This is a genomic window from Pseudomonas sp. FG43 (genome assembly GCF_057809175.1).
Map to the genome: position 1 here is coordinate 23,110 of NZ_JBMDJL010000028.1, position 24,287 is coordinate 47,396.

The 24,287-nt window shown below is 58.5% G+C and carries 28 protein-coding genes and 1 pseudogene; 15 read left to right on the forward strand and 14 right to left on the reverse strand.

The annotated features are described in order from the left end of the window. Positions 1-54 precede the first annotated feature (54 nt). The 3 genes from ACODS3_RS24715 to aroC are packed head-to-tail and all read right to left on the reverse strand — an operon-like array spanning position 55 to position 2,961. Positions 55-669: a methylthioribulose 1-phosphate dehydratase gene (locus ACODS3_RS24715; RefSeq protein ID WP_201019908.1), complete on the reverse strand. Its 615-nt coding sequence runs from the start codon at positions 667-669 to the stop codon at positions 55-57. Beyond that, positions 666-1,829, reverse strand: coding sequence for an MFS transporter (locus ACODS3_RS24720; protein ID WP_489036692.1), 1,164 nt, complete (start codon positions 1,827-1,829; stop codon positions 666-668). Before ACODS3_RS24720 ends, ACODS3_RS24715 begins: the two co-directional genes overlap by 4 nt. Before the next feature lie 40 nt (positions 1,830-1,869). After that, entirely contained in the window at positions 1,870-2,961 is a 1,092-nt protein-coding gene (gene aroC, locus ACODS3_RS24725) for a chorismate synthase (protein ID WP_201019910.1), read from the reverse strand. A 143-nt stretch (positions 2,962-3,104) separates the two neighbouring features. Here aroC and ACODS3_RS24730 point away from each other — a divergent pair, with 143 nt between their 5' ends. Both ACODS3_RS24730 and ACODS3_RS24735 read left to right on the forward strand, forming a co-directional pair. Beyond that, positions 3,105-4,100: an alpha/beta hydrolase gene (locus ACODS3_RS24730; RefSeq protein WP_489036695.1), complete on the forward strand. Its 996-nt coding sequence runs from the start codon at positions 3,105-3,107 to the stop codon at positions 4,098-4,100. Between the two features lie 115 nt (positions 4,101-4,215). After that, positions 4,216-5,016 (forward strand): hypothetical protein, encoded by an 801-nt coding sequence (locus ACODS3_RS24735; protein ID WP_201006240.1) that lies wholly within the window; start codon positions 4,216-4,218, stop codon positions 5,014-5,016. Between the two features lie 37 nt (positions 5,017-5,053). Here ACODS3_RS24735 and prmB read toward each other — a convergent pair whose 3' ends face one another. Next, on the reverse strand, positions 5,054-5,962 hold the full coding sequence (gene prmB, locus ACODS3_RS24740) for a 50S ribosomal protein L3 N(5)-glutamine methyltransferase (protein WP_201006238.1): 909 nt from the start codon (positions 5,960-5,962) through the stop codon (positions 5,054-5,056). A 200-nt stretch (positions 5,963-6,162) separates the two neighbouring features. On the opposite strand from prmB, the gene ACODS3_RS24745 reads away from it, so the two are divergent. The 3 genes from ACODS3_RS24745 to ACODS3_RS24755 all read left to right on the forward strand — a co-directional run bounded on the left by ACODS3_RS24745 (position 6,163) and on the right by ACODS3_RS24755 (position 7,813). Next, the gene (locus ACODS3_RS24745; RefSeq protein WP_201006236.1) at positions 6,163-6,753 is read left to right on the forward strand and encodes a cysteine hydrolase family protein; all 591 of its coding nucleotides are present in this window, start codon (positions 6,163-6,165) and stop codon (positions 6,751-6,753) included. A gap of 134 nt (positions 6,754-6,887) precedes the next feature. Continuing rightward, positions 6,888-7,208 carry a hypothetical protein gene (locus ACODS3_RS24750; protein ID WP_201019913.1) on the forward strand — a complete coding sequence of 107 codons (321 nt, stop codon included), beginning with the start codon at positions 6,888-6,890 and terminating at the stop codon, positions 7,206-7,208. A 47-nt stretch (positions 7,209-7,255) separates the two neighbouring features. Beyond that, positions 7,256-7,813, forward strand: coding sequence for a Smr/MutS family protein (locus ACODS3_RS24755; RefSeq protein WP_201006233.1), 558 nt, complete (start codon positions 7,256-7,258; stop codon positions 7,811-7,813). Between the two features lie 39 nt (positions 7,814-7,852). Here the strand turns inward: ACODS3_RS24755 and ACODS3_RS24760 are convergent, their stop codons facing one another. Continuing rightward, on the reverse strand, positions 7,853-8,044 hold the full coding sequence (locus tag ACODS3_RS24760; RefSeq protein WP_201006283.1) for a hypothetical protein: 192 nt from the start codon (positions 8,042-8,044) through the stop codon (positions 7,853-7,855). A gap of 235 nt (positions 8,045-8,279) precedes the next feature. Here ACODS3_RS24760 and folE point away from each other — a divergent pair, with 235 nt between their 5' ends. Then, a complete protein-coding gene (folE, locus tag ACODS3_RS24765; protein ID WP_236124300.1) occupies positions 8,280-8,825 on the forward strand; it encodes a GTP cyclohydrolase I FolE in 546 nt (181 codons plus the stop codon). Between the two features lie 71 nt (positions 8,826-8,896). Next, positions 8,897-9,268, forward strand: a complete 372-nt coding sequence (locus tag ACODS3_RS24770; RefSeq protein ID WP_201006231.1) for a glutaredoxin family protein — start codon at positions 8,897-8,899, stop codon at positions 9,266-9,268. Between the two features lie 18 nt (positions 9,269-9,286). Here the strand turns inward: ACODS3_RS24770 and ACODS3_RS24775 are convergent, their stop codons facing one another. Genes ACODS3_RS24775 through ACODS3_RS24785 form a run of 3 tightly spaced genes read right to left on the reverse strand, consistent with a single transcriptional unit; the run spans position 9,287 to position 11,503 of the window. Then, the gene (locus tag ACODS3_RS24775; protein ID WP_489036699.1) at positions 9,287-9,673 is read right to left on the reverse strand and encodes a lysozyme inhibitor LprI family protein; all 387 of its coding nucleotides are present in this window, start codon (positions 9,671-9,673) and stop codon (positions 9,287-9,289) included. Positions 9,674-9,695: 22 nt separating this feature from the next. Then, positions 9,696-10,298, reverse strand: coding sequence for a glutathione S-transferase family protein (locus tag ACODS3_RS24780; RefSeq protein WP_201006229.1), 603 nt, complete (start codon positions 10,296-10,298; stop codon positions 9,696-9,698). A gap of 38 nt (positions 10,299-10,336) precedes the next feature. Then, a complete protein-coding gene (locus ACODS3_RS24785; RefSeq protein ID WP_201019919.1) occupies positions 10,337-11,503 on the reverse strand; it encodes an aminotransferase-like domain-containing protein in 1,167 nt (388 codons plus the stop codon). 82 nt (positions 11,504-11,585) lie between these two features. On the opposite strand from ACODS3_RS24785, the gene ACODS3_RS24790 reads away from it, so the two are divergent. After that, positions 11,586-12,059, forward strand: coding sequence for a MarR family winged helix-turn-helix transcriptional regulator (locus ACODS3_RS24790; protein ID WP_201006227.1), 474 nt, complete (start codon positions 11,586-11,588; stop codon positions 12,057-12,059). Positions 12,060-12,109: 50 nt separating this feature from the next. After that, positions 12,110-13,303: a benzoate/H(+) symporter BenE family transporter gene (locus ACODS3_RS24795; protein WP_489036702.1), complete on the forward strand. Its 1,194-nt coding sequence runs from the start codon at positions 12,110-12,112 to the stop codon at positions 13,301-13,303. Positions 13,304-13,305: 2 nt separating this feature from the next. On the opposite strand, the gene ACODS3_RS24800 is transcribed toward ACODS3_RS24795, so the two are convergent. The 3 genes and pseudogenes from ACODS3_RS24800 to ACODS3_RS24810 all read right to left on the reverse strand — a co-directional run bounded on the left by ACODS3_RS24800 (position 13,306) and on the right by ACODS3_RS24810 (position 16,436). Further along, complete coding sequence (locus ACODS3_RS24800) at positions 13,306-14,187, reverse strand: methyl-accepting chemotaxis protein (protein ID WP_489036728.1); 882 nt, start codon at positions 14,185-14,187, stop codon at positions 13,306-13,308. Then, positions 14,164-15,276 (reverse strand): annotated as a pseudogene (locus ACODS3_RS24805) (HAMP domain-containing protein); the annotation flags it as partial. The pseudogene ACODS3_RS24805 and the gene ACODS3_RS24800, both read right to left, overlap by 24 nt. Before the next feature lie 224 nt (positions 15,277-15,500). After that, a complete protein-coding gene (locus ACODS3_RS24810) occupies positions 15,501-16,436 on the reverse strand; it encodes a S66 peptidase family protein (protein WP_201019925.1) in 936 nt (311 codons plus the stop codon). A 198-nt stretch (positions 16,437-16,634) separates the two neighbouring features. Here ACODS3_RS24810 and ACODS3_RS24815 point away from each other — a divergent pair, with 198 nt between their 5' ends. Next, positions 16,635-17,639: an NADP-dependent oxidoreductase gene (locus ACODS3_RS24815; RefSeq protein WP_201019927.1), complete on the forward strand. Its 1,005-nt coding sequence runs from the start codon at positions 16,635-16,637 to the stop codon at positions 17,637-17,639. A 164-nt stretch (positions 17,640-17,803) separates the two neighbouring features. On the opposite strand, the gene pyrF is transcribed toward ACODS3_RS24815, so the two are convergent. Continuing rightward, on the reverse strand, positions 17,804-18,502 hold the full coding sequence (pyrF, locus tag ACODS3_RS24820) for an orotidine-5'-phosphate decarboxylase (protein ID WP_200994097.1): 699 nt from the start codon (positions 18,500-18,502) through the stop codon (positions 17,804-17,806). On the opposite strand from pyrF, the gene ACODS3_RS24825 reads away from it, so the two are divergent. From ACODS3_RS24825 to ACODS3_RS24835, 3 genes are all read left to right on the forward strand, one after another. After that, a complete protein-coding gene (locus tag ACODS3_RS24825) occupies positions 18,501-18,776 on the forward strand; it encodes a hypothetical protein (protein WP_489036704.1) in 276 nt (91 codons plus the stop codon). The two genes, pyrF and ACODS3_RS24825, sit on opposite strands and share 2 nt — an antisense overlap. A gap of 17 nt (positions 18,777-18,793) precedes the next feature. Continuing rightward, complete coding sequence (gene eat, locus ACODS3_RS24830) at positions 18,794-20,158, forward strand: ethanolamine permease (protein WP_201019929.1); 1,365 nt, start codon at positions 18,794-18,796, stop codon at positions 20,156-20,158. 113 nt (positions 20,159-20,271) lie between these two features. Next, positions 20,272-20,439 (forward strand): DUF2897 family protein, encoded by a 168-nt coding sequence (locus tag ACODS3_RS24835; protein ID WP_201006214.1) that lies wholly within the window; start codon positions 20,272-20,274, stop codon positions 20,437-20,439. 13 nt (positions 20,440-20,452) lie between these two features. Here ACODS3_RS24835 and ACODS3_RS24840 read toward each other — a convergent pair whose 3' ends face one another. Further along, positions 20,453-21,301: a substrate-binding periplasmic protein gene (locus ACODS3_RS24840; protein ID WP_201006212.1), complete on the reverse strand. Its 849-nt coding sequence runs from the start codon at positions 21,299-21,301 to the stop codon at positions 20,453-20,455. Positions 21,302-21,551: 250 nt separating this feature from the next. Between ACODS3_RS24840 and ACODS3_RS24845 the strand changes: the two genes are divergently transcribed. Continuing rightward, entirely contained in the window at positions 21,552-22,094 is a 543-nt protein-coding gene (locus tag ACODS3_RS24845) for a 3'-5' exonuclease (protein WP_201019931.1), read from the forward strand. Positions 22,095-22,177: 83 nt separating this feature from the next. Next, positions 22,178-22,459, forward strand: a complete 282-nt coding sequence (ppnP, locus tag ACODS3_RS24850; RefSeq protein ID WP_201006209.1) for a pyrimidine/purine nucleoside phosphorylase — start codon at positions 22,178-22,180, stop codon at positions 22,457-22,459. A gap of 43 nt (positions 22,460-22,502) precedes the next feature. Here the strand turns inward: ppnP and ACODS3_RS24855 are convergent, their stop codons facing one another. Further along, positions 22,503-24,284, reverse strand: a complete 1,782-nt coding sequence (locus tag ACODS3_RS24855) for an ABC transporter transmembrane domain-containing protein (RefSeq protein WP_489036708.1) — start codon at positions 24,282-24,284, stop codon at positions 22,503-22,505. Positions 24,285-24,287 lie beyond the last annotated feature (3 nt).

Here is a 24,287-nt window from a genome sequence, read left to right on the forward strand (position 1 = left end):
GCCCCCGGCTTTTACAGGCCGTTCAGGCTGGGTTCCCTGATTAACGGTTAAAGGTCAACGATTCAGGACCGTACGGGTTTTCAGCTCGCACTCGAACAGAAACTCGAACGCTTCGATCTGACGCAGCGCATCATTCATCTTCGCACCCCAGGTATATAAGCCGTGCCCGCGAATCAGGTAGCCGGCACAGTCGGGGTGAGCGTCCAGCCAAGGCTGCACCTTTGAGGCCAGGCGAGCAATATCCTGATCGTTATCGAAGATCGGCACCACCACCCGGGATTCATGGGTGACCACGCCAGCGAAAGCCTTTTGCAGCTCGTAATCCTCGAACACCAGATGATCGGCGTCGGTCAGCCGCGACAGGACGGTCGCATTGACCGAGTGCGTATGCAACACCGCGCCCACTTCAGGCTTGCAGCTGTAAAGCTGGGTGTGCAACAGGGTTTCGGCAGAAGGCTTCTTGCCGGGCTCAAGGCTGTTACCCGACAGATCGGTGGCCAGCACATCGTCCATACCCAACTGGCCCTTGTGCTTGCCGGACACCGTCAACAGTGCTTCGGTGGCGGACAGGCGTACGGAATAGTTGCTACTGGTGGCGGGCGACCAGCCACGTCCATACAGAAACCGCCCGGCTTCGATGATTTCCAGGCTGAGTTGTTCGCGGGTCATACACCCTCCTCTTTCTTTGATGTAGCAATCATGACGGCTGCCGCCAATGCCGCAAGGCTGGCGATGGCAAATGTCCAGAACGGCCCGAGCGCATTCCAGCTATAACCGGAGTACAACGCACCCAACGCGCCTCCCACTCCAGACAAGGCGGCATATAAGGCCTGCCCCTGCCCTTGCTGGCGTGAACCGAAGCTACGTTGCACGAAATGAATGGCAGCCGCGTGAAAACTGCCGAAGGTCGCAGCGTGCATGAGCTGAATCACGAGCAACGCCAGCAAATGCTCGGCAAGACCTCCCAGCAATAACCAGCGCAGCGACGCCAGCAGAAAACTCGCCATCAATACCTGACGCACGGAAAGGCGCTGCAATATGCGGCTCATGCCCATGAACATCAGTACCTCGGCCACGACACCCACGGCCCAGAGCATGCCAATCACATCGCGACTGTAGCCCAACTGCTCCAGATGCAAGGTCAGGAAGGTGTAGTACGGCCCATGGCTGAGCTGCATCAAGGCCACGCAAACATAAAAGACCAGCACACTGGGGCGCGTCAGCTGCCTGAGAAAACCGCCAGCATCCAGTGGCTGCGCAGAAGTCATCGGCTGTGCATTGGGCACCCACCAACTGCTGATCGCGATACCGGCCATGACGATCAGCAGCATATGGGGAAACAGGTCCAGGCTGAAAAACTCGAACACGCCCCCAAGCGCTATGACCGCGAGGATAAAGCCAACCGAACCCCAGACCCGGATCTGACTGTAGCGCCAGGTCTGGTCGCGCAGATGCGCCAGGGTGATGACTTCGAATTGCGGCAGGATGGCATGCCAGAAGAATGAATACAGCACCATGACCATGGCCAGCCAGGCGTAGCTCTTGTCGACCAGAATCAGGGAAAACGCCAGCAAGGTGCAAAGCGCCCCCAGGCGTACGATCAACAGGCGCTGCCCCGTATAGTCACCCAGCCACCCCCACAGATTGGGAGCGATACAGCGCGTCAGCATCGGGATCGCGACCAGTTCGCCAATCCGCGCACTGGAAAACCCGAGATGATGGAAATACAGAGCCAGATAGGGGGCGGCCGACCCCAGCAGAGCGAAGTAGAAGATGTAGAACCCGGAGAGCCTCCAATAGGGAAGCTGTCCGGCAGGCAGTGGCGCCACGTCAGTCATCCATGATCAACGACCGTAACAGCGCCATTCATTACAGCTGCCCCAATACAGGCGTATTGACGCTGACGTCGGCGTTTTGTCCACGATGACGCAACAGATGATCCAGCAACACGATAGCCATCATCGCTTCGGCGATAGGCGTGGCGCGAATGCCGACGCAAGGGTCGTGACGGCCTTTGGTGATGACTTCCACCGGGTTGCCATCGACATCGATGGAGCGTCCCGGCGTAGTGATGCTGGAAGTCGGCTTGAGCGCCAGATGCGCAACGATCGGCTGGCCGGACGAAATGCCGCCCAGGATGCCACCCGCCTGATTGGACAGGAAACCTTCCGGCGTCAGCTCGTCTCGATGTTCGGTGCCGCGCTGGGCGACACAGTCGAAGCCCGCACCGATTTCCACGCCCTTGACGGCATTGATGCTCATCAGTGCATGGGCCAGTTCAGCGTCCAGGCGATCAAAGATCGGTTCGCCCAGGCCCGGCTTCACGCCTTCAGCCACCACAGTGATCCTGGCACCCACTGAATCCTGGTCGCGACGCAACTGGTCCATGTAGGCCTCAAGCTCCGGCACCTTGTCCGGGTCCGGGCAGAAAAAGGCGTTTTCCTCGACCGAGTCCCAGGTCTTGAACGGGATCTGGATCGGGCCAAGCTGGCTCATGTAGCCACGGATGACAATGCCCTGGGTCGCCAGGTACTTCTTGGCGATGGCACCAGCCGCCACACGCATGGCGGTTTCACGCGCCGAGCTGCGACCGCCACCGCGATAGTCGCGGATGCCGTATTTGTGATGGTAGGTGTAGTCGGCATGAGCCGGACGGAACAAGTCCTTGATCGCCGAGTAATCCTTGGACTTCTGGTCGGTGTTGCGGATCAGCAGGCCGATGGAAGCGCCCGTGGTCTTGCCCTCGAACACGCCTGAAAGGATCTCGACCTCATCGGCTTCCTGACGCTGGGTCGTGTGGCGACTGGTACCGGGCTTGCGCCGGTCCAGGTCACGTTGCAGGTCTTCCAGGGACAGCTCGAACCCCGGCGGGCAGCCGTCGACGATAGCGACCAACGCCGGGCCATGGCTTTCGCCGGCGGTGGTGACAGTGAACAGCTTGCCGAAAGTGTTGCCGGACATGCGGGCGCTCCGAGAAATCAGCCAAAAAACCAGATCAATTCAATCAAGCGCGCCAGTATACGCAGGCTGGCCGCGCAGTTCATCCTCGAACCTTATGCAACGGCGCGCGTCAAAGCGAAACCTGAACCAATGATGGCCTTGCGATGCTACCTGGCACTTCCCCGATTCGAGCCCTGAACGCCCTGCGCATGCTGGCCCTGACACTGTGCATGCTGGCTGGCGTAGCCAACGCTGCATCCCCCGCCATCGTGCAGCGCCCGATCAGCGTGGATACGGAAAACGGAAAACTGTTCGGCACCCTTCTGCTCCCGCAATCCACAAAACCGGTGCCCGTGGTGTTGATCATTGCCGGCTCAGGCCCCACCGACCGCGACGGCAACAATCCGGAAGGTGGACGCAACGACAGCATGAAGCGTCTGGCCATAATCCTGGCCAAGAACAATATTGCCAGCGTGCGCTACGACAAACGCGGCGTCGCGGCCAGCAAGGCCGCAACCCCGGACGAACGCAACCTGAGCGTTGAAGGCTATGTCGCCGACGTACAGGCCTGGGCCCAGAAGCTCAAGGCCAACCCGCGACTTGGCTCACTGATTCTGCTGGGGCATAGCGAAGGCGCGCTGGTGGCGTCACTGGCTGCGGAAAAGGCCGGAGCAAATGCCGTGATTTCCGTCGCGGGCACGGGTCGCCCGGTGGATCAGGTGCTGCGTGAACAATTTCGCGAACGCCTGCCTCCAGAACTGTTGCAGCGCAGCAATCAGTTGCTTGATGAACTCAAGGCCGGCAAGACCGACGATAAGGTGCCTGCCGACCTGGAGGTCGTGTTCCGGCCCAGCGTCCAGCCTTATCTGATCTCGCTGTTTCGTCAGGACCCGGCCGTCGCGTTCGGCAAGTTGCAGATGCCTGCGCTGATTATCCAGGGGCGCAACGATATTCAGGTCAGCATCAATGACGCCTTGATCCTGAAAAAAGCCCGGCCAGATGCCGAACTTGCGCTGATCGACGGCATGAATCACGTACTGCGCATCGTCCCCGACGATCTGGATAAGCAACTGCAATCCTACAGAAACCCGACATTGCCACTGGCGAGCGAGCTTTCAGCGCACATCTTGCGCTTTATCGGTGCATTGCCACCTGCTTGAGCGAAAGATTTGACGTCAACAAAGCCGCAAACCCCTTCAGACTTGGGAAAACCGGCCGATAGGGATGTGCTGGCATTGTGTTTGCTGCACAAGGCCATGGACAGGATCATCGTTAATGACTGACACAACTACCGTGACCGAAAAAGCCGAAGCCCCAGAAAAGCCAGAAGCCGAGGCCCTGCCGCCACAGCCTTGGGAAGATGTGGTGCCCGAAAGCTTTCAGATGCTTCGCCTTTCGCCGCTGCCAACCGACCGCGCAACCGGCGGACGGCCGCTGCGTTTCGTGCAATTCGGACGAGCCGAGCGCCACAGCAAGGAACTGAGCCTGCTGCGCATCAATATCCAGTTGCCGGGGCAACGGGTGCGCAAGGAACAGAACAATCTGGACGTGTGGGTCGATCACCAGAAACATATGGTGCGCTTTGGCCCCGAATCAGGGTTGCAGATAGAACCCTGGAACCGTGGTCTTGGGCGCTTCCTGATTGCCCACGCGGTTCACTGGGCACAAAAGAAATGGTCATCCTACAAGATTGAAGGCGTCCCGCTGGCGAGCAAGGACGGCCTGAACGAAGACACCCGCCTGCGCCGCGATCACTTCCTGCGCACGCTGGGCTTTGAAGTCATCTATGCCGATGCGCAGCATATGAAAGGCAGCATCAAGGATGTTCACGTCGGCAACCTGCACAGCACCTGGAACAACGACAAGGTGCGGATCATCGAGATCCTCGAAGCATCACAGATGCTGGAAAAGGCCGAGCAGAACCTGACCGAACAGGAAGTCGTGATTCGTGCTCATGAAGACCGGGTGAGCAAGTACAAGCGCGAAGACAGCAGCCTGCGCTTTACCATCGCTTGCCTGGTGACCTTTGCAGTGTTTCAGGCGGGATTGCTGATCTGGATTGCGACACATCGCTAGCTTGTGAGCGGGGTCTGAAACCCCGCTCACAACGGCCTCAAATCCTGGAATCGAACAGCGCCTGATGCTCGCGACACTGTTCGGCAGTCAGCATGAACACGCCATGCCCACCGCGCTGGAAGTCCAGCCAGGCGAAATCCACTTCCGGGTAAAGCGCCTGGACATGAACCTGGCTGTTGCCCACTTCGACAATCAACAACCCTTTCTCGGTCAGATGATCGGCCGCCTGGCTCAGCATGCGGCGCACCAGATTCAGGCCGTCGTTACCGCAGGCCAGCGCCAGTTCCGGCTCATGCTGGTACTCATCGGGCATGTCGGCAAAGTCTTCGGCATCGACATACGGCGGGTTGGACACGATCAGATCGAAACGCTGCCCCGGCAGGCCATCGAAACCATCGCCCTGCACGGTATAGACGCGATCTTCCACACCATGGCGCTCGATGTTCTGGTTAGCCACTTCAAGGGCCTCGAACGACAGGTCGGCCAATACCACTTCGGCGTCCCGGAACTCGTCGGCGCAGGCAATGCCAATGCAACCGGAACCGGTGCACAGGTCCAGAATGCGGGCGGGTTCATTGGCGAGCCAGGGTGCAAAGCGGTCTTCGATCAGTTCGGCAATCGGTGAGCGGGGAATCAATACGCGGTCATCGACAATAAAGGACATGCCGCAGAACCAGGCTTCTCCCAGCAGGTAAGGCGTAGGAACGCGATCATCGATGCGACGCTTGATCAGGCGCTGCAATTCAGAGATTTCATCGACTTCCAGGCGGCAGTCCAGATAGCTGTCGGCAATTTCCCAAGGCAGATGCAGAGCACCGAGCACCAGTTGCCGCGCTTCATCCCAGGCATTGTCGGTGCCGTGTCCGAAAAATACATCTTCCTCGTGAAAGCGGCTGACGGCCCAACGGATATGGTCACGCACGGTGCGCAAACGAGAAGTGATCATGGACAAACTCCTGGGGAAACTATCTGGCAGACCCGGAAGTTTCCACCATTAACCGCCCTTCATCAAGGCAAACCGCCACCAACTGCCGCGGCAAAATGCCCTGCAGCCCAATAAAACCGGGGCTTGTGATTGTTGAGATTCACAGAAGCGCTCAGCCAGAGGAGAATGTCGCAAAAGCCCCACCCGAAGGAGCCCTCTGGATGTCATCTTTAAAGACCATGTTTCAACTCAGTGGCCGCGTTCATGCAGCGGCCAACTTGAGCAATGCCACACTGATTATCATCGACGCCCAGAAAGAGTACCTCAGCGGTCCTCTGGCGCTGACAGGCATCCATGAAGCCCTGGACAATATCGGTCAACTGGTGGCCAAAGCCCGCGCCGTAAAATGCCCTATCGTGCATGTACGCCACCTTGGCACCGTGGGCGGCCTGTTCGACCCGCAAGGCGAACGTGGCCAGCTGGTCCCGGAGCTGGTACCTCAAGGTGATGAACATCTGGTCGAGAAACGCCTGCCCAACGCATTCAACGGCACCGGCCTGCATGAGCTGCTGCAAAGCCTGGGTCATCTGGACCTGATCATCTGCGGCTTCATGAGCCATTCGAGCATCAGCACCACCGTGCGTGCGACCAAGGATTATGGCTATCGCGTCACCCTGGTTGACGATGCCTGCGCCACCCGCAATCTGCCCGGCCCCAACGGCGACGTCAGCGCTCATGACGTACACCGCACGGAAATGGCGATCATGGCGGACAACTTCGCCACGCTGGCACTGACCAAAGACCTGATCTGACGACAGGCGGCCTGTGTGGTTGTGTGAACCCTCTCACATAACCGCCCATCCCTTTACTCCCCCTCGCCCATGGAAACCGGGAACAACCCCACTTCATTCGGGTCATAGCGCCGATAACCACTGAGGAAATCGGCATGAAAATATCCGGCGGTTTCGATGCCCGTCGCTTGCGCTCCAAAGAGCCGGGCAATTGGCGCATGCGTCTGGGTACCGCGTTTGCCACCTTGCTGGTGACCCTGGGCGTACTGCTGACAATGGCGGGTGCATCCGGCCTGATCGGCCATCCCCAGGCGCTCGGCGATCTCGATGCAACCCCGGCAGGTGCTGCCGTGATTGCCGGCATCGGGCTTCTGGTGCTGTACCTGGGCATCTGGCTGTGGCGCCGCTGCCGCCGACGTCAACGCCGTGCGAAAGGGTTGAGCATGTCTGCGCACCTGATGAAAAAACACGACTGACCCTGCCGCTCGACAGGGTTAAACTAGCTTCCTTCGCGGAGGCCCCCATGCAAGACGACGATTTTTCCCTGTTCAGAAACGAGACGCGCGGCGTCAAGCCCATCAAGCACGAGCACGCCGACGTCGGCAAACCCAAGACCGACCGCAAACTGCTGGCAAAGCTACGTCAGTCCGCCACGGTGCGTACCGATTCGGTCACGGTCGACGGGCTGTCCGACCAGTTCGTGATCGATGTCGGCCCGGAAGATGTATTGAGCTGGGCTCGCGATGGCGTGCAGGAAGGCCAGATGCGCAAGCTCAAGCTTGGCCAGATCAGTTTCGAGGGCAGCCTGGACCTGCACGGCATGAGCGTGGAAGTGGCCAGGGAAACCCTGTGGGAATTTCTCGCCGAAGCCACAAAGCTGGAAATCCGCTGCGTGCGTGTCACTCATGGCAAGGCTGTTCGCCTGGACGGCAAGCGCCCGATGATCAAGAGCCACGTCAACACCTGGCTGCGCCAGCACCCGCAAGTGCTGGGCTTTTGCTCATGCCTGGCCAAACATGGCGGCGCTGGCGCGGTTTACGTCATGCTCAAGCGCACCATGATGGAAGGTCGCGACGAGTGATGAAGGCCGGGCAGCCTTGACGCTGCCCGACCCGCGTTGTCAGCGAGGACCGCCACCAGGACCAAAACCCGGACCAGGACCGCCCGGACCACCGGGGCCGCCACCACCCTGATGATGACCGCCGCCTCCGCCACCGCCGTGACCACCAGGGCCGGGCCAGAACGGCCAGCAGCCGGAAACCGAAGTCAGGACAACGATCACCATCGCTATTTTTGCTACTCGACTCAACATCCGAATTTACTCTCTCATGAAGCAGTGATTGACTACTGCTCCCTATGACCGCAGCCAGCGATGGAAGTCGGTAGCAATCGGGTAGCCAAAGCGTAATAAAAGCGATACAAACAGACTTCACATGCCGATTTGTGCAGTGGCCATACACCTGTTCGCATGTGTAAGTTATTATGTGCGACTTTGGCGAGGGCCATGCCCCTCGCGTTTATCGAAACCCACACGGAAACACACTCCTGTGACACTGGAACAGAATTACACCGCCATATTGAGTCAGTTGGGCGAAGATGTTTCGCGCGAAGGCCTGCTGGACACGCCAAAGCGTGCAGCCAAAGCCATGCAGTACCTGTGTCGCGGTTATGAACAGTCTCTCGAAGAAGTGACCAACGGTGCTCTATTCAGCTCCGACGCCAGCGAGATGGTGATGGTCAGGGACATCGAACTGTACTCGCTGTGCGAGCACCATCTGCTGCCGTTCATTGGCAAGGCCCATGTCGCCTACATCCCCAATGGCAAGGTATTGGGCCTGTCGAAAGTGGCGCGTATCGTCGACATGTTCGCCCGGCGCCTGCAGATTCAGGAAAACCTGAGCCGTCAGATCGCCGAAGCCATCCAGCAGGTGACCGGCGCCCTGGGCGTTGCAGTGGTCATCGAAGCCCAGCACATGTGCATGATGATGCGCGGCGTGGAAAAACAGAATTCCTCGATGATCACTTCGGTGATGCTTGGCGAGTTCCGTGAAAACGCAGCGACCCGCAGCGAATTCCTCAGCCTTATCAAGTAAGGCGCAGCAGCCTGCGCCGCCTGTTGGCGCGGGCCCGCCCTTTCAATGCGTGCCCCGCAAGAGGTTTGACCGTGTTCATGAAAGCCCTCAGGGTTGGCCTTGGCCAGCTCGTTATCTTCGCTGACTTCCTGACCCGCCCGGCCAGGAAGAAACGCGAACCTCAGGCTCAGGCTGCCGTCGATCAAGCAGCCAGAGATCTGGCCCTGTACCAGTTCCATGCCTGCCCGTTCTGCGTGAAGACCCGCCGCACCCTGCGCCGCCTCAATGTTCCGGTCGCCCTGCGGGACGCCAAGAACAATGAAAACGACCGCCAGACGCTGCTCAACGAAGGCGGCAGGATCAAGGTGCCTTGCCTGCGTATCCAGGAAGGCGACAAGACCACCTGGCTCTACGAGTCCAAGGCCATCATCGAGTACCTGGATCAGCGCTTCAGCACTGTCTGAACCTTTAGGCTGCCTGCATCAACGCGGGCAGCCATCCTCGCGACACGCCACATACGCCTTCAACTCCTTGACCCGCACGCGGGTATGCTCGGCCAGACACTGTGATTGCAGCAAAGGCCAGATCGACCCCGAATCCTCAGCCTTGCCCACGCGATACAGGCAGTCGGCATCGCGGAAGGCGATCCACTTGAGCTGCGCGTCCTTGAGTGCCTGCTTCCTGGCGGGATCTTTCAGCCAGCTCATCTGCGCCTTGTACTGCCTGTTCAACTCAGCATCAAGCGCAGCCAGGTCCTTGCCGGCACATTGATTCATGCTGGCCTGGTTGGCATTGCAATCCTCGGCCTGCGCCGAACAACCAATGCCCAGAGCGATGACGGCTGCCAGAGCGACGATGGAATACCTCACGAAACGCTCCTCTCTCTTTCGATCAATCCAGCATGCCTACATAACCGGGCTGCTCCTTGACCCGTTCCAGCCATTGTTGAATGCCAGGATATGGGGTCAGGTCAAAACCGCCCTGATGGGCAACGTGGGTATAGGCGTAGAGAGCGATATCGGCGATGGAAAAACTGTCGCCCACCAGGAACGGCGTGCGCTTGAGCTGCTGCTCCATCACTGCAAGGGCACGATAGCCAGACTTCTGCAATGCACGGTACTCGGCCAGACGCTCTTCAGGCAGACCCAGATAGAACTGGATAAACCGTGCCACCGCGATCGCAGGCTCATGACTGTACTGCTCGAAGAACTGCCATTGCAGCACTTGCGTACGCAGCCGAGGCTCAGTGGGCAGGTAGGCACTGCCATCGGCCAGGAAATTGAGAATCGCATTGGACTCCCACAGGCAGGTGCCGTCACTGAGTTCCAGCACCGGAATCTTGCCATTGGGGTTCTTTTCAAGGAACGCCGGGGTCTGGGTTTCGCCATTGAGAATATCGACAGGCACCCACTGGTACTCGCAGCCCAGCAGGCTGAGCATCAGTTTGACCTTGTAGCAATTGCCTGAGTTGTAATCGCCGTAAACCTTGTACATCGCCCTGCTCCCGCTGGAATCCCTTGTATTGGATCGAATCAAGCCGCCTGCCTTGCACTGGCCAAGCGAATTACCGCGGCCAATCGTTTCAAGCCCTCATCCAGACGCGCCGGATCAATATGGCTGAAGTTCAACCGCAGATGACCGTGGTTGGCGTCCGGGTTCGCAAAGAACGGTTCACCCGGCATAAAAGTCACATCCTGAGACAGCGCAGCATCCAGCAAAGTGCGGGTATCGAGCTTCTGCTTGAGCGTCAGCCAGAAGAATAACCCACCTTGCGGGCTGTTCCAGTCGGCCAGATCGCCAAAGTGTTCCTGCAAGGCCGCCTCGAATGCATCGCGTCGCTGTCGATAGAACCCACGCAACTCACTCAGATGTTCACGGTAGTGTTCGGTGCCGATCCACTGCAAGGCCTGCCACTGACCGATCCGGTTGGTATGCAGATCGGCAGATTGCTTCAGGCGCAGCAGATGCGGGAACAGATCCGCACTGGCGATCAGGTAACCGACACGCAACCCCGGCAGCAAGGTTTTGGAGACGGTTCCGGTATAGATCCAGCTGGCCTTTTTGAGACGAGCGACAATCGGTCTTGCATTGCCGCCATCGAAGGTCAGTTCGCGATAAGGCTCATCTTCGATCAACGTCACGCCAAACTCGTCGAGCAGAGCCGCGACCGCATCACGACTCGCTTCGCTATAACGCACCGCTGATGGGTTCTGAAAGGTCGGAATCAGGTAGGCGAACGCAGGCTTGTGCTGCTCCAGACGCTGCCGCAAGACAATCAGATCCGGCCCCTCGGCCTGCAAGGGCACAGTCAGGCAATCAGCGCCGAACAACTGGAAGATTTGCAGCGCTGCCAGGTAAGTCGGGGCTTCCAGCAGGATTTCAGTGCCTTTGTCGATGTACAGCTTGGCGGCCAGATCAAGCGTCTGCTGCGAACCGCTGACGACCAGGACCTGGCTGGCCTGACAAGGAACACCCAGCGCCCGCGCCTCGGCGGCCAGCGCTTCACGCAGCTCGGGCTCGCCTTCGCTCATGCCGTATTGCCCCAGAGTCAACGGCATGTCGGCCCACTCCACTTTCGGCAGCATGGACTCGGCAGGCAAGCCGCCGGCAAAGGACATCACTTCAGGCCGTTGTGCAGCGGCCAGGATTTCGCGAATCAATGAACTTTTCAGGCGGGTAACACGTTCGGAGAAAGCCATGGCAACTACCTGTAGCCGAGTGAAAGGGAAATACGTCAAACTTGTTGACTCAAATTACGACGCAAAGCCCGGATACGTCAACATGCTTGACCTTAAAAATCCTGCCAATCAGCAAATTGCCATGGAAGCCTTCTTTTTCGGCTACCAGGCATTTACCGCCAAAGCCGATGAAATGCTGGCCCGGCGCGGGCTCAGCCGTGTTCATCAGCGCATTGTGTTTTTTATTGCTCGCTACCCCGACCTGAGCGTGAAGGAGCTGCTCACCGTGCTGGGGGTCAGCAAACAGGCGCTCAATGTGCCACTGCGCCAGTTGATTGCCATGGAGCTGGTACACAGCACGACGCCTGATACCGACAAGCGCAAGCGACTGCTGGTACTGAGCGAAGAAGGAATCAGATTCGAGCAGGCGTTGCGCCAGGAACAGGTGAAGCTCTTGCAGCGGGTATTCTCCGACGCAGGTCAGGCTGCGGTGGATGGATGGCTAGCCGTCAACCAGGCGCTGGGGCAGACGCTCCAGTCGGGCGCCCGGCCCGGCGGCACAGATACCGATAACTGAATAAGAAATACCGACACCTTTCAAACCTGCCCGTTTAAGGAAAGCCCTGCATGAACGAGACCCTCAAGGCGCCACTGCGCCCATTGGCAGACTCATCACCTTCAGCCGTGGTCGCTGGTTTCATTGCAATGATGACCGGCTGCACCAGTTCGCTGGTGCTGATGCTTCAGGCAGGGCAGTCTGCTGGCCTCACCAGTGGCCAGATGTCATCTTGGCTCTTGTCGATGTTCATAGGCATGGCGATTTGCAGTATCGGGTTGTCGCTGCGCTACCGCACGCCGATCAGCGTGGCCTGGTCAACACCCGGCGCCGCCTTGCTGATTACCACACTGGGCGGCGTGGCTTACCCGGAGGCTATCGGCGCGTTCATCACCTGCTCGCTCCTGGTGGTCATCTGCGGCATGACCGGCAGTTTCGAGCGGCTGGTCAAGCGCTTGCCCGCCTCCCTGGCGGCGGCCTTGCTGGCCGGGATCCTGTTCAAGATCGGCAGCGATATCTTCATCGCCGTACAGCATCGCACCAGCCTGGTACTGGCCATGTTTTTCACCTACTTGCTGGTCAAACGAGTCTCGCCGCGCTATTCGGTACTGGCGGCGCTGCTGGTGGGGATCGCAATAGCCGGCGTGCTGGGGCTGCTGAATTTCACTGACCTCTCTCTGGAAGTGGCCGCGCCGGTCTGGACGACGCCTTCGTTCTCGCTGGCGGCGACCATCAGCATCAGCATTCCGTTATTCGTGGTGGCAATGACTTCGCAGAACATGCCAGGCATCGCCGTGTTGCGTGCCGATGGCTATCACACGCCCTCTTCGCCTCTGATTACAGCCACGGGCATCACCTCGCTGCTGACCGCACCCTTTGGCTGCCATGGGCTCAATCTGGCAGCGATCAGCGCCGCCATCTGCACCAGCCCCAATGCCCATGAAGACAAGAAAAAGCGTTATACGGCCGCCGTCTGGTGCGGGGTTTTCTACGGCATCGCCGGAATCTTCGGCGCGACCCTGGCGGCATTGTTCGCAGCCTTTCCAAAGGAGCTGGTGCTGTCGATTGCCGCTCTGGCGCTGTTCGGCTCACTCATCAACGGCCTGACCGTCGCCATGAACGAGCCCAAGGAGCGGGAAGCGGCACTCATCACCTTTATGGTCACCGCATCAGGCCTGACCCTGTTTTCCATTGGTTCGGCACTCTGGGGAATCGTGGCCGGGGTACTGACGCTGCTGATCCTCAATATGCGCAAGAGTGGATGAGGTTAAAGCCTGAAATGCCCGACCATCCCCTTCAGTTCCACTCCCAATGAGGCCAGTTCAAGACTGGAAGCTGCGTTGCCCTGCATGGCCAGAGCCGACTGATCGGCACTGGCACGGATGCTTGTCACACTGCGGTTGATCTCCTCGGCCACCGAGCTTTGCTGCTCGGCGGCCGCAGCGATCTGCTGGTTCATCTGCTGAATCATGGAAACAGCTACCGCAATACCACCCAACGCGCTTTCGGTTTGCAGCGCATCGCTGACCGCCAGCTTCACCAGCTCGCCACTGCTCTGAATCTGCTCAACCGACGCCTGAGCGCCACTTTGCAGCCTGAACACCAGATTCTCGATCTCCTGGGTTGATTGCTGAGTACGCTTGGCAAGGGCACGAACCTCATCCGCCACCACCGCAAAACCACGCCCCTGCTCACCCGCCCGAGCCGCCTCGATAGCGGCATTGAGTGCCAGCAGGTTGGTTTGTTCGGCAACGCTTTTGATCACATTCAAGACCTGACCGATGTTCTGAATCTCGGCACTCAGGTTCTGGATACCCTGGCTGGCAGACTGCGATGAACTGGCCAGTTGCTCAATACGCTGCATGCTCTGACGCACCACCGCCTGCCCACCGTCCACCTTTTCATCAGCCGCCTGCGCAGCCAATGCGGCCTCTTCGGCATTACGCGCCACATCATGGACAGTGGCGGTCATCTGATTCATCGCTGTGGCGACCTGTTCGGTTTCTTCCTTCTGGGAACTGACTTCCAGGTTGGTCTGTTCAGTAACGGCCGACAAGGAGTGCGCCGAGTTCGACAGCTGCTCGATGCCCGACTGCAAGCCACTGACAATACGGCTCAAGCCCTCGCCCATCTGCTGCATGGCGAGCATCAACTGACCGATTTCATCGCGCCGCCGAACCTGCACACTGCCACTCAAGTCTCCTGCGGCAATGCGCTGTGCCAGGCCGATAACACCGCGCAGCGGGCCGACGATCAAGCGGGTAATCAACCAGGAAACAATAAACCCCACCAACAAGGCCACCACCGACGACCCGATAATCTGCAAGGTATTGGCGGTGAGCTGAGTCTGCATGGACTGATCTTCGGTGGCAGAAACCTGCTTGACCAGTTCCACCACTTGCCGGGCATTGGTCGCCAACTGGCCGGAAACCTGAGCTTCCCTGGCCAGCAGGTCGGTGTACTCCTTGAGCTTTTCGGTGAAGCTGACGATGTGCGTGCTGACTTCACCCAACACCGTCAGATAACCCTCATCCTTGATCTGGGACTTGAGTTCTTCGGCCAGCCCCCTGGCTTGATCGGCCTGCTCGATGGTCCCGGTTTTCGCAGCTTCGCCCGACCCGGTCCTGCGGCTCTTGTCCAGACGTACACGGGCTTCGTCCATGGCCTGCTGCATCAGCTTCGATACCTGACTGACCTTGCCGGCCTGCTCGACGAACTCTGCACCTTGCTGCCCCTGAGAATCCTTCAGGGTCCAGGTTCCATCATCGGCCAGCCCGGCCTGCAACACTTCAAGATTGTTGGCTACGCTGGACACCGACCAACTGGCCATTTCCAGTGCCAGATCCTTGCTTTGACTGATATCGACGAATTCATCGAAAGAGGTGCGGTAGGCGCCCAATGCCTGCCGAACCTGAAACAGCATCGCCTCGTTGGCAGGCGACTGCTCTTGCAGCGATTGCGCCAGAGTGCTCAGGTCATCGATTCGGGTGTGAATCTGCTCCACGACCTTGGGATCGCTGTGCAGGGCGTATTCCTGCTCGAGCAAGCGTACACGCAGCAGTCCACTATTAAGGGAAGACATCTGCTTCAGGCCATCGACATGCTGGCTGATGCTTTTCAGCGACCAGACACCAATGGCTGCCACCAGAGCCGTCAACAGCAGCACCAGAGTAAAACCAAAGCCCAGCTTCTTCGCCATACCGAGGTTGGCGAAGCGTCCTTGAATGGCCAAGATCATAGCGTTCAACCCCCGTTCGACTCATTCGCCTTGAATGATCCACTCACGAGGCCATTCAATATCCGTGCACATTCGCAACGGGCAGGGTCGAGTGCAAGCCTGCGGGTCAGGAATAATGGCAAAGAGCTATGCAGACGTCGCTTTCAGGATGGTTGCCCTGGCAGCAGGCGGCCGAACGCTCCGCCTGCACAGAGAAACGCGATGCTATAAGAGAGGTTCGTGCCTCAAGAATGGGCAGCGGCGGACACTAAAAGTGTTCCCGCATCCGCATCGAGAATGGCCTGAGTACCCAGCGGCACGGCCTGATTGACGTCGCCATGACCCACCGGCAAGCCTCCGAGAACCGGAATCCCCAGATTGCCCAGTCGTTCCTGCAACACGTGGGCCGGGGTGATCGAACCGGCGGTATGGGCAGGCACACTGAAATCGCCCGCGGCAATACCGGCCAGACGCTGCAGGATCCCGCAATTGCCCAGATGAGTCAGTAGACGGTCGACCCGATAAGCCGCTTCCCCGACATCCTCGATCAGCAGGATGGCACCTGTCAGATCCGGCATGTAAGGCGTGCCGATGCAGGTGCTGAGCATGCTCAGATTGCCACCGAGCAGCAAACCCTTGGCGCTGCCTTGAGTTCGCACACTACCGGTCGCAGCCTCGGGATCGGCCTTGAGCAGCACCGGCTCGGCGCTCATCAGCACATGGCGCATGCCGCTGACGAACAAGCCGCCACGCTCCAGTTGAGCCGCCACCGGGCCGTGGATGGTCGCAAGACCTGCATGCGTCCATAGGGCACCGTGCAGGGCCGTGATATCGGAAAAGCCGGTGACCAGCTTCGGATCGCGCCGAACGGATTCAAAATCCAGTTGCCCAAGAATTCGCTGCGTGCCGTAACCGCCACGGTTGCAGATCACCGCACGGATTTCCGGGTCGGCCAGTGCGCTGTTCAGATCCGCGAGGCGGTCCTCGTCAGTGCCGGCATAAAAGGAATGCTTGCCCAATGCATGGGGATAGACCCGCGGCTTCAATCCCCAGCCCTTCAGCACCTCCACTGCGGCTTCGACCTTGGAGGCAACCACCGGCCCGGCAGGCGACACCAGCGCAACAGCGTCACCTGCACGCAGCGCGCGGGGATAAAGGGTTGGCAAATTCGTAGGGGACATTGCGCGACAATCCAGACTTTCAATGAACAGGCAATGTAGAGCACCACTGCGGGTGACTCAAGTCGAAACACCTTCGGTGACGACTGCCAACAGGCATCATCCTGCTGGATGGAGCCGCATTCGCTACATGACCGTTGCTTGCCTCAAAGAGCATCAACAGCTTCAATCAGCCTTTCTTCTTCAGATCGAGGACCTGTCATGACCACTCTTTCCAATCGCCAGTTTCTGCTCGCCAAGCGACCTGTTGGCCATCCCGGCAGAGAGAACTTCACGTATCAGGAGGTACCGGTCGCAGAAGTGGCAGACGGACAGATTCTGGTGCGCAACCAATTCCTTTCCCTCGACCCGGCCATGCGTGGCTGGATGAACGAGGGCAAATCCTATATCCCGCCGGTTGAACTGGGCCATGTCATGCGCGCCCTGGGCGTTGGCGAAGTGATCGAATCGAAGAACCCGCAGTTCGCGGCAGGCGACTACGTACAAGGTTCGGTAGGGGTTCAGGATTACTTCGTCGGCGAACCCAAAGGCTTTTACAAGATTGATCCAAGACTCGCGCCGCTGCCCCGCTACCTTTCCGCACTGGGCATGACCGGCATGACCGCCTACTTCGCACTGCTGGATGTGGGCGCCCCGAAAAGCGGCGACACCGTAGTGATCTCCGGTGCTGCCGGTGCGGTGGGCAGCGTGGCCGGGCAAATCGCCAAGCTCAAGGGCTGCCGGGTCATCGGCATCGCGGGCGGGCAGGAAAAGTGCCGCTCGCTGATCGACGAACTGGGTTTTGATGGCGTTATCGACTACAAGAGCGAAGACGTTCTGGCAGGACTGAAACGCGAGTGCCCCAAAGGCGTGGACGTGTATTTCGATAACGTCGGTGGCGATATCCTGGATGCCGTGCTCAGCCGCCTGGCACCGCGAGCCCGCGTCGTGATCTGTGGCGCCATCAGCCAGTACAACAACACCTCACCGATCAAAGGGCCGAGCAACTACCTGTCGCTGCTGGTCAACCGTGCGCGCATGGAAGGCTTTGTGGTGCTGGACTACGCCTCGCGCTTCGCCGAAGCCGGTCAGGAAATGGCAGGCTGGATTGCCGAAGGCAAGCTCAAGAGCCGTGAGGATGTGGTCGACGGGCTGGAAACCTTCCCTGAAACCCTGCTCAAGCTCTTCAGTGGCGAGAACTTCGGCAAGTTGGTGCTGAAGGTCTGATAGGAACGATCAGTCAAGGAACAAAACTTGTGGGAGACAGCTTGCTGGCGAAAAAGCCTCAAAACCGGCAGATATTCTGCGTCTGTACGCTGAAGTCGCCAGCAAGCTGCCTCCCACAAAGTGATTTATGACCTTAACTGTACCAGCATGATCCTACCGGAGGATCAGGCCAGTTCGGCAACCACAGCCGCCAGGGCCTGTGCCGGATCGGCGGCCTGGCTGATCGGACGGCCGATGACCAGATAGTCGGAACCAGCGTCCAGCGCCTGACGCGGTGTCAGGATACGACGCTGGTCGTCCTGGGCGCTGCCAGCAGGGCGAATGCCGGGGGTGACCAGTTGCAGGGACGGATGAGCAGCCTTCAGCGCCTGGGCTTCCAGAGCCGAACATACCAGACCGTCCATGCCTGCTTTTTCCGCCAGGGCAGCCAGGCGCAGCACCTGCACTTGAGGGTCGATATCCAGACCGATACCTGCCAGGTCTTCACGCTCCATGCTGGTCAGCACGGTAACACCGATCAACAGCGGTTGAGGGCCACTGCGCTTTTCCAGCACTTCACGGCACGCCGACATCATGCGCAAGCCGCCGGAGCAATGCACGTTCACCATCCAGACACCCATTTCCGCTGCTGCCTTGACAGCCATGGCCGTGGTGTTGGGAATGTCGTGAAATTTAAGATCCAGAAAAACCTCGAAGCCCTTGTTACGCAGGGTTTCAACGATATCCGAAGCGCAACTGGTGAACAGTTCCTTGCCGACCTTGACCCGGCACAGTTTCGGATCAAGCTGGTCAGCCAACCGTAAGGCGGCGTCACGGGTCGGAAAATCCAGGGCGACGATGACAGGAGTCTGGCAGGCGGACATGAGCGTGTTCTCAGGTAAGTCGAAATCGGCGCGCATTGTAGCCGAACCTGCTGGCGGACGGGACCTGGACTTTAAAAAAGCCAATACGCACTTACAGCGCTCACCCTTGCGGCCTTGCGCACCAAACCTGCGCCAGAACACGAGGCAGCGACCAGAGCCGTTCTGCAAACGACCTCATTTGAAGCAATACGACGACGATTCATGCACTGGCACGGAGCCTGCAAACAAAGCAAATAAAAAGAGCAAGCAAAAAAATATTTCAATGCTTTTCTGACCCTCAGGGAGAAACACATGAGTCAACAACTCAAGCCAACGCTAGGCACAATTCACTTATGGGGGATCGCAGTCGGGCTGGTGATCTCCGGCGAATACTTCGGCTGGAGCTACGGCTGGGGTGTGGCGGGAACACTCGGATTTCTGGTCACGGCCTTGATGGTCGCAGCGATGTACACCTGCTTCATCTTCAGCTTCACCGAACTGACCACTGCCATTCCCCACGCGGGCGGGCCATTCGCCTACAGTCGCCGCGCATTCGGAGAGAAAGGTGGATTGATCGCTGGCATGGCGACACTGATCGAATTTGTCTTTGCGCCACCGGCCATTGCCTTGGCAATCGGTGCCTACCTGAATGTGCAGTTTCCGACCCTGGACCCCAAGCATGCAGCGGTCGGCGCCTATATCGTCTTCATGACCCTCAATATTCTGGGCGTGAAACTGGCGGCGACCTTTGAGCTGGTTGTCTGCGTCCTGGCCGTGGCCGAGTTGCTGGTGTTCATGGGCGTGGTGGCTCCGGCCTTCAGTTTCAGTAACTTCGCACTGCATGGCTGGGCAGGTTCAGATACCTTCGGGCCGGGCGCGATTGCCGGTATGTTCGCCGCGATTCCGTTCGCAATCTGGTTCTTCCTGGCTATCGAAGGTGCAGCCATGGCTGCCGAAGAAGCCAAGGACCCGAAACGCACCATTCCGAAAGCCTATGTCAGCGGCATCCTGACCCTCGTAGTGCTGGCCATCGGCGTAATGCTGTTTGCGGGCGGTGTCGGCGACTGGCGCACCCTGTCCAACATCAACGACCCGCTGCCACAGGCCATGAAGGCCGTGGTGGGTGATAACTCCGGCTGGCTGCACATGCTGGTCTGGATCGGCCTGTTCGGGCTGGTTGCCAGTTTCCACGGGATCATCCTGGGTTACTCGCGTCAGTTCTTCGCCCTGGCGCGTGCCGGTTACCTGCCCGCTTCGCTGGCCAGGCTCTCACGCTTCCAGACGCCTCACCGGGCAATCATCGCGGGCGGCCTGATCGGCATTGCAGCCATCTACAGCGACGGCCTGATCAACCTGAGCGGTATGACCCTGACCGCAGCCATGATCACCATGGCCGTATTCGGTGCAATCGTGATGTACATCATGAGCATGCTCAGCCTGTTCAAACTGCGCAAGACCGAACCCCTGCTGGAACGCAGCTTCCGCGCACCGGGCTACCCTGTCGTGCCAGGAATCGCCCTGGCGCTGGCCGTGGTATGCCTGGTGGCAATGGCCTGGTTCAACATGCTGATCGGGTTCATCTTCCTCTGCTTCATGGCTGTAGGCTTCATCTACTTCAGCCTTACCTCCCAATCGCGCGCCAACGCCCCTGCCGACGCGATGCTGACCGGCTCATAACAGCAAAAGGCCGCGTGAAACCATCACGGTTTCACGCGGCCCTTCCAGAGCGCATACACTTGAACCATTGGGCAACACCTTGCTCAAACCGGTATGACTACAAGGAGAGTGCTATGCCCTGGTATGCCTGGTTGATTCTGATCGTTGCAATTGGCTCCATCGTCGGCGGCCTGATGTTACTGCGCGACACAGCACAAAAGCTGCCTCTGACCGAAGAGCAGCTCAAGCGTATTCATGAACGTAATGCGCAGATGGATGCCAAGGAAGCCAAGGATCAGTGATCCTGGCCTTCTCTCACCTTCCAGCCTTCTTGCTCGCTGCCTTGTCTTGCGCAGCCGAGTAAGGAGGCACGGCCAATACCTTTATGTGCAGAGGCTCGAAGATCTTCGCGAACGCCCCACTGTCACGCAACTGCTGCAACAACTGATCAAACTTCGTTGCGCTGATGCTGCCACCCGGACGCAACAGTGCATATTGACGATAGAGCTGATCCACCCGCTCGGACACCAGAAACTGCTCGGCTTCGGTCGGGTTGTGCGCCATGAAATCCACCAGGTAAGAGCGCGTTACCGGCGCAATATCCACACGTTCGCGTATGACCATCAATAAATTGCTGTCATGTGAATAGGTCAGCGTGACGTTGAAGTTCTCGCTCAGAAACTTCGGGTCGGCATTGAAGTTGGCAAACCCATAGTGATAACCACTGAACAGAGCCAGGCGTTTATCGGACAGGTCGTCGAAATAACTCTGCTGACGCCCTTCCGCCCGTCGGGCAACAAAGACTTCGGCATCTTCCAGCCCCATATCCACTTTGTCATAGGCAACACTTTTCCAACCCCAGTCCGGGTTTTCAAAAATGGCAATGTCGAAGCGACCTTGTGCAAAGTCACGAAAGCGACGCTGCACGGAAGTCGGCACCACCACGAACTCGTAGTCGTGCTGACTGGCATTCAAGGCCTCGATAAGCTTGGGCAGAAGCCCGGTATCATTGCCTCTTTCAGGGCGAATCATATAGGGCGGAAAATGCACGGCCGCAACCTGCACGACTTGAGCGGCTTGAACCTGCCAGCTCAATAACAGCGATACAATCAGCATCGCTCCCCTGCGCAACAACACATCGGTTATTACTGCGTGCGTCTTCATGAAAAGGTATCGGTCAAAAACGCCACACGCTATGCGCTTTCAGCAGTTTAAACAACTACCAAATCAATGAATCGGCATAATCGGATGCGCCATGAAAGCCGACAGGTGAATGGCGACAAAAGACAAGGCACTCAAGGAGTATTCAACGGTCGATTGAAGTATCGGCAACCCCGTGGCAAAACCTTATCGAGCATAGCCGAATGAATATGGCTACTCTGATCTCACTCAAACTGTTGGATGGAGCTTCATAATGCCGCATTGGCTGGTGATCGACCTGGAGGCTACCACCGAGGAAGGCGGATGGCCGGTCGCAGAAATGGAAATCATCGAGATCGGTGCAACGCTGGTGAATCAGGACGGACGCGAACTGGATCATTTCGAGCGCTTCGTACGCCCCGCACGCCGCCCCTTGCTGACGCACTTCTGCCGAGAACTGACCCACATCAGCCAAAGCAATATCGACAGCGCCGCACCGCTGACCAGCGTATGGCCACAATTCGAGCGCTGGCTCAGCCATCATCAGGCCCGTGTTGTCGGCTGGGCCAGCTGGGGCGATTACGACCGCAGGCAACTGGAGGAGCAGTGGCGCCAGCATCATCTGCAAAGCGCCCTGAGCGAGATGCCCTATGTGAACCTGAAGCAGCGCTTCGCCGAGGCCCGCCAACTACAACGCGCGCCGGGGCTCAACAGCGCGCTGCAACTGGCCGGCATGCAGTTCAGCGGCCAGCAACACCGCGCTCTGGTCGATGCACGCAACACCGCCAGACTGCTGCCGCTGATTCTTCCCAATTGAATATCAGGATTGCCAAGTGACGATGGTTGATACCTTGGGCATACTATTCGACCCTTTTCAGCCCTTTCACCAAGGAATCTCGCATGTTCAAGGTCAATGAATACTTCGACGGCACTGTCAAATCCATCGCTTTCAGTCAGACGGAAGGCCAGGCCACCATTGGTGTGATGGCAGCGGGCGAATATGAGTTCGGCACTGCACAACGCGAAATCATGCATGTCATCTCCGGCGAACTGATCGTCAAGCTACCGGACAGCACTGACTGGGAAACCTTCAGCACCGGCAGCCAGTTCAATGTACCGGCCAACAGCAAGTTTCAGTTGAAGGTAAGTGTCGATACTGCTTACCTGTGCGAATACCGCTGAGTAAAGCCAAGGCTGCGTGCCAGACACGCAGCCAGCCAAAGCCTCAACCCATCTCGCCTTCCATCTGCACATTGAACTGAAGTGCCGCAAGACGCGCATACAGCGCATTGCCGGCTATCAGTTGCTGATGCGTCCCCACCGCCACCAGACGCCCCTGATCGATGACTGCAATACGGTCGGCATTCTGTACCGTGGCCAGTCGATGGGCGATAACCAGCGTCGTACGCCCCTTCATCAGGCTTGGCAGCGCCTGCTGGATAAGGTGCTCGCTTTGAGCATCCAGCGCACTGGTCGCTTCATCCAGCAACAGAATCGGTGCATCGACCAGCAATGCCCTGGCAATCGCCAGACGCTGCCGCTGACCACCGGACAACCCAAGGCCGCCATCCCCCAGATGGGTCTTGTAGCCATCAGCCATTTGCATGATGAACTCATGGGCATGAGCAATGCGCGCTGCGGCTTCCACCTGCTCGATACTGGCCTCTGAGTTGCCATAGCGAATGTTGTCTTCGACACTGCCGAAGAACAAGGCTGGCGTCTGTGAAACGAGGGCAAAGTTGCGACGCAGGTCTTGAGGATCAAGCTGAAGAATGGGGGTCCCTTCAATCAGGATGCGGCCCTGCTGAGGATCGTAGAAACGCAGCAACAAATCGAACAGCGTGGACTTGCCCGCCCCCGATGGACCGACCAGCGCGATGGTTTCACCGGCCACGATGCTCAGGGTCAGATCGTCGACCGCATTGTGATCGAGCCGTGACGGGTAGGCAAAACTGACGCCCTCGAACGCCAGACGACCACTGATTCTGCCCGGCAGACAAAGCAGGCCGCTGGCTGGAGGTGTGATTTCGCTAGAGACCTGAAGCAGTTCGCTGATGCGCTCGGCTGCACCCACGCCGCGCTGCAACTCGCCAATCACCTCACTCAGCGAACCAAAGGAAGTGCCTACCAGAAGGGCATAAAACACAAAAGCCGATAATTCACCGCTGCTGATGGTGCCCTTGATCACGTCCATCCCGCCAACCCACAGGATCACGCCAACAGCACCCAGTACCAGCGAGATCACGATGGTAATCAGCCAGGACCTTTGCAAGATATACTTGCGTGCCGTACCGAAGGCATTCTCGACCGTCCGGGAAAAATGCGCCTTGTCGTGCTCCTGGTGGTTATACGCCTGAACGGTCTTGATCTGCCTCAGCGCTTCGGCGACATAACTGCCTACGTCAGCCACACGGTCCTGCGTCTCGCGGGACAGACGACGCACCCGGCGACCGAATACCAGGATTGGCACGATCACCAGTGGCAAGGTGAGCACCACGATACTGGTCAGCTTCGGGTTGGTGATGAACAAAAGAATGATGCCGCCAATCACCATCAGCGCACTGCGCAGGAATACCGACAGAGACGACCCCACCACCGACTGCAGCAAGGTGGTATCTGCCGTCAGGCGGGACTGGATTTCCGAGCTGCGGTTATTTTCATAGAAAGCCGGATGCAGATTGATCAGGTGCTCGAATACGCGATTGCGCAAATCCGCCACAACCCGCTCGCCGATCCAGGACACCAGATAAAAGCGGGTAAAGGTGCCGATCGACAACCCCACAGTCACCAGCAGGAAAAAACCGATGGATCGCTCAAGTTGTTCAGCCGAGCCCGTCACGAACCCCTGATCCACGATCATCTTGATGCCCTGCCCCATGAAGAGCATGAGACCTGCCGTAATGATCAAGGCCAGCAATGCCCCCAAAGCCTGCCAGCGGTAAGGGACGAGAAAACTCAGAGCCAGACGGATAGAAGGCCGCTGAGCGATGGAAAACACCGACGACATAAT

Excerpts from the sequence above, each read along its gene's own strand:
- ACODS3_RS24795 (WP_489036702.1), top strand. The coding sequence starts at position 12,110 with ATGAACGAGACCCTCAAGGCGCCACTGCGCCCATTGGCAGACTCATCA.
- ACODS3_RS24715 (WP_201019908.1), bottom strand. The coding sequence starts at position 669 with ATGACCCGCGAACAACTCAGCCTGGAAATCATCGAAGCCGGGCGGTTT.
- ACODS3_RS24835 (WP_201006214.1), top strand. The coding sequence starts at position 20,272 with ATGCCCTGGTATGCCTGGTTGATTCTGATCGTTGCAATTGGCTCCATC.
- aroC (WP_201019910.1), bottom strand. The coding sequence starts at position 2,961 with ATGTCCGGCAACACTTTCGGCAAGCTGTTCACTGTCACCACCGCCGGC.
- ACODS3_RS24730 (WP_489036695.1), top strand. The coding sequence starts at position 3,105 with ATGCTACCTGGCACTTCCCCGATTCGAGCCCTGAACGCCCTGCGCATG.
- ACODS3_RS24840 (WP_201006212.1), bottom strand. The coding sequence starts at position 21,301 with ATGAAGACGCACGCAGTAATAACCGATGTGTTGTTGCGCAGGGGAGCG.
- prmB (WP_201006238.1), bottom strand. The coding sequence starts at position 5,962 with ATGATCACTTCTCGTTTGCGCACCGTGCGTGACCATATCCGTTGGGCC.
- ACODS3_RS24825 (WP_489036704.1), top strand. The coding sequence starts at position 18,501 with ATGAGCGTGTTCTCAGGTAAGTCGAAATCGGCGCGCATTGTAGCCGAA.
- ACODS3_RS24790 (WP_201006227.1), top strand. The coding sequence starts at position 11,586 with ATGCTTGACCTTAAAAATCCTGCCAATCAGCAAATTGCCATGGAAGCC.
- ACODS3_RS24785 (WP_201019919.1), bottom strand. The coding sequence starts at position 11,503 with ATGGCTTTCTCCGAACGTGTTACCCGCCTGAAAAGTTCATTGATTCGC.
- ACODS3_RS24815 (WP_201019927.1), top strand. The coding sequence starts at position 16,635 with ATGACCACTCTTTCCAATCGCCAGTTTCTGCTCGCCAAGCGACCTGTT.
- ACODS3_RS24760 (WP_201006283.1), bottom strand. The coding sequence starts at position 8,044 with ATGTTGAGTCGAGTAGCAAAAATAGCGATGGTGATCGTTGTCCTGACT.
- ACODS3_RS24735 (WP_201006240.1), top strand. The coding sequence starts at position 4,216 with ATGACTGACACAACTACCGTGACCGAAAAAGCCGAAGCCCCAGAAAAG.
- ACODS3_RS24800 (WP_489036728.1), bottom strand. The coding sequence starts at position 14,187 with ATGCTCGCCATGCAGCAGATGGGCGAGGGCTTGAGCCGTATTGTCAGT.
- ACODS3_RS24855 (WP_489036708.1), bottom strand. The coding sequence starts at position 24,284 with ATGTCGTCGGTGTTTTCCATCGCTCAGCGGCCTTCTATCCGTCTGGCT.
- ACODS3_RS24810 (WP_201019925.1), bottom strand. The coding sequence starts at position 16,436 with ATGTCCCCTACGAATTTGCCAACCCTTTATCCCCGCGCGCTGCGTGCA.
- ACODS3_RS24845 (WP_201019931.1), top strand. The coding sequence starts at position 21,552 with ATGCCGCATTGGCTGGTGATCGACCTGGAGGCTACCACCGAGGAAGGC.
- ACODS3_RS24745 (WP_201006236.1), top strand. The coding sequence starts at position 6,163 with ATGTCATCTTTAAAGACCATGTTTCAACTCAGTGGCCGCGTTCATGCA.
- ppnP (WP_201006209.1), top strand. The coding sequence starts at position 22,178 with ATGTTCAAGGTCAATGAATACTTCGACGGCACTGTCAAATCCATCGCT.
- pyrF (WP_200994097.1), bottom strand. The coding sequence starts at position 18,502 with ATGTCCGCCTGCCAGACTCCTGTCATCGTCGCCCTGGATTTTCCGACC.
- eat (WP_201019929.1), top strand. The coding sequence starts at position 18,794 with ATGAGTCAACAACTCAAGCCAACGCTAGGCACAATTCACTTATGGGGG.
- ACODS3_RS24780 (WP_201006229.1), bottom strand. The coding sequence starts at position 10,298 with ATGTACAAGGTTTACGGCGATTACAACTCAGGCAATTGCTACAAGGTC.
- ACODS3_RS24750 (WP_201019913.1), top strand. The coding sequence starts at position 6,888 with ATGAAAATATCCGGCGGTTTCGATGCCCGTCGCTTGCGCTCCAAAGAG.
- ACODS3_RS24755 (WP_201006233.1), top strand. The coding sequence starts at position 7,256 with ATGCAAGACGACGATTTTTCCCTGTTCAGAAACGAGACGCGCGGCGTC.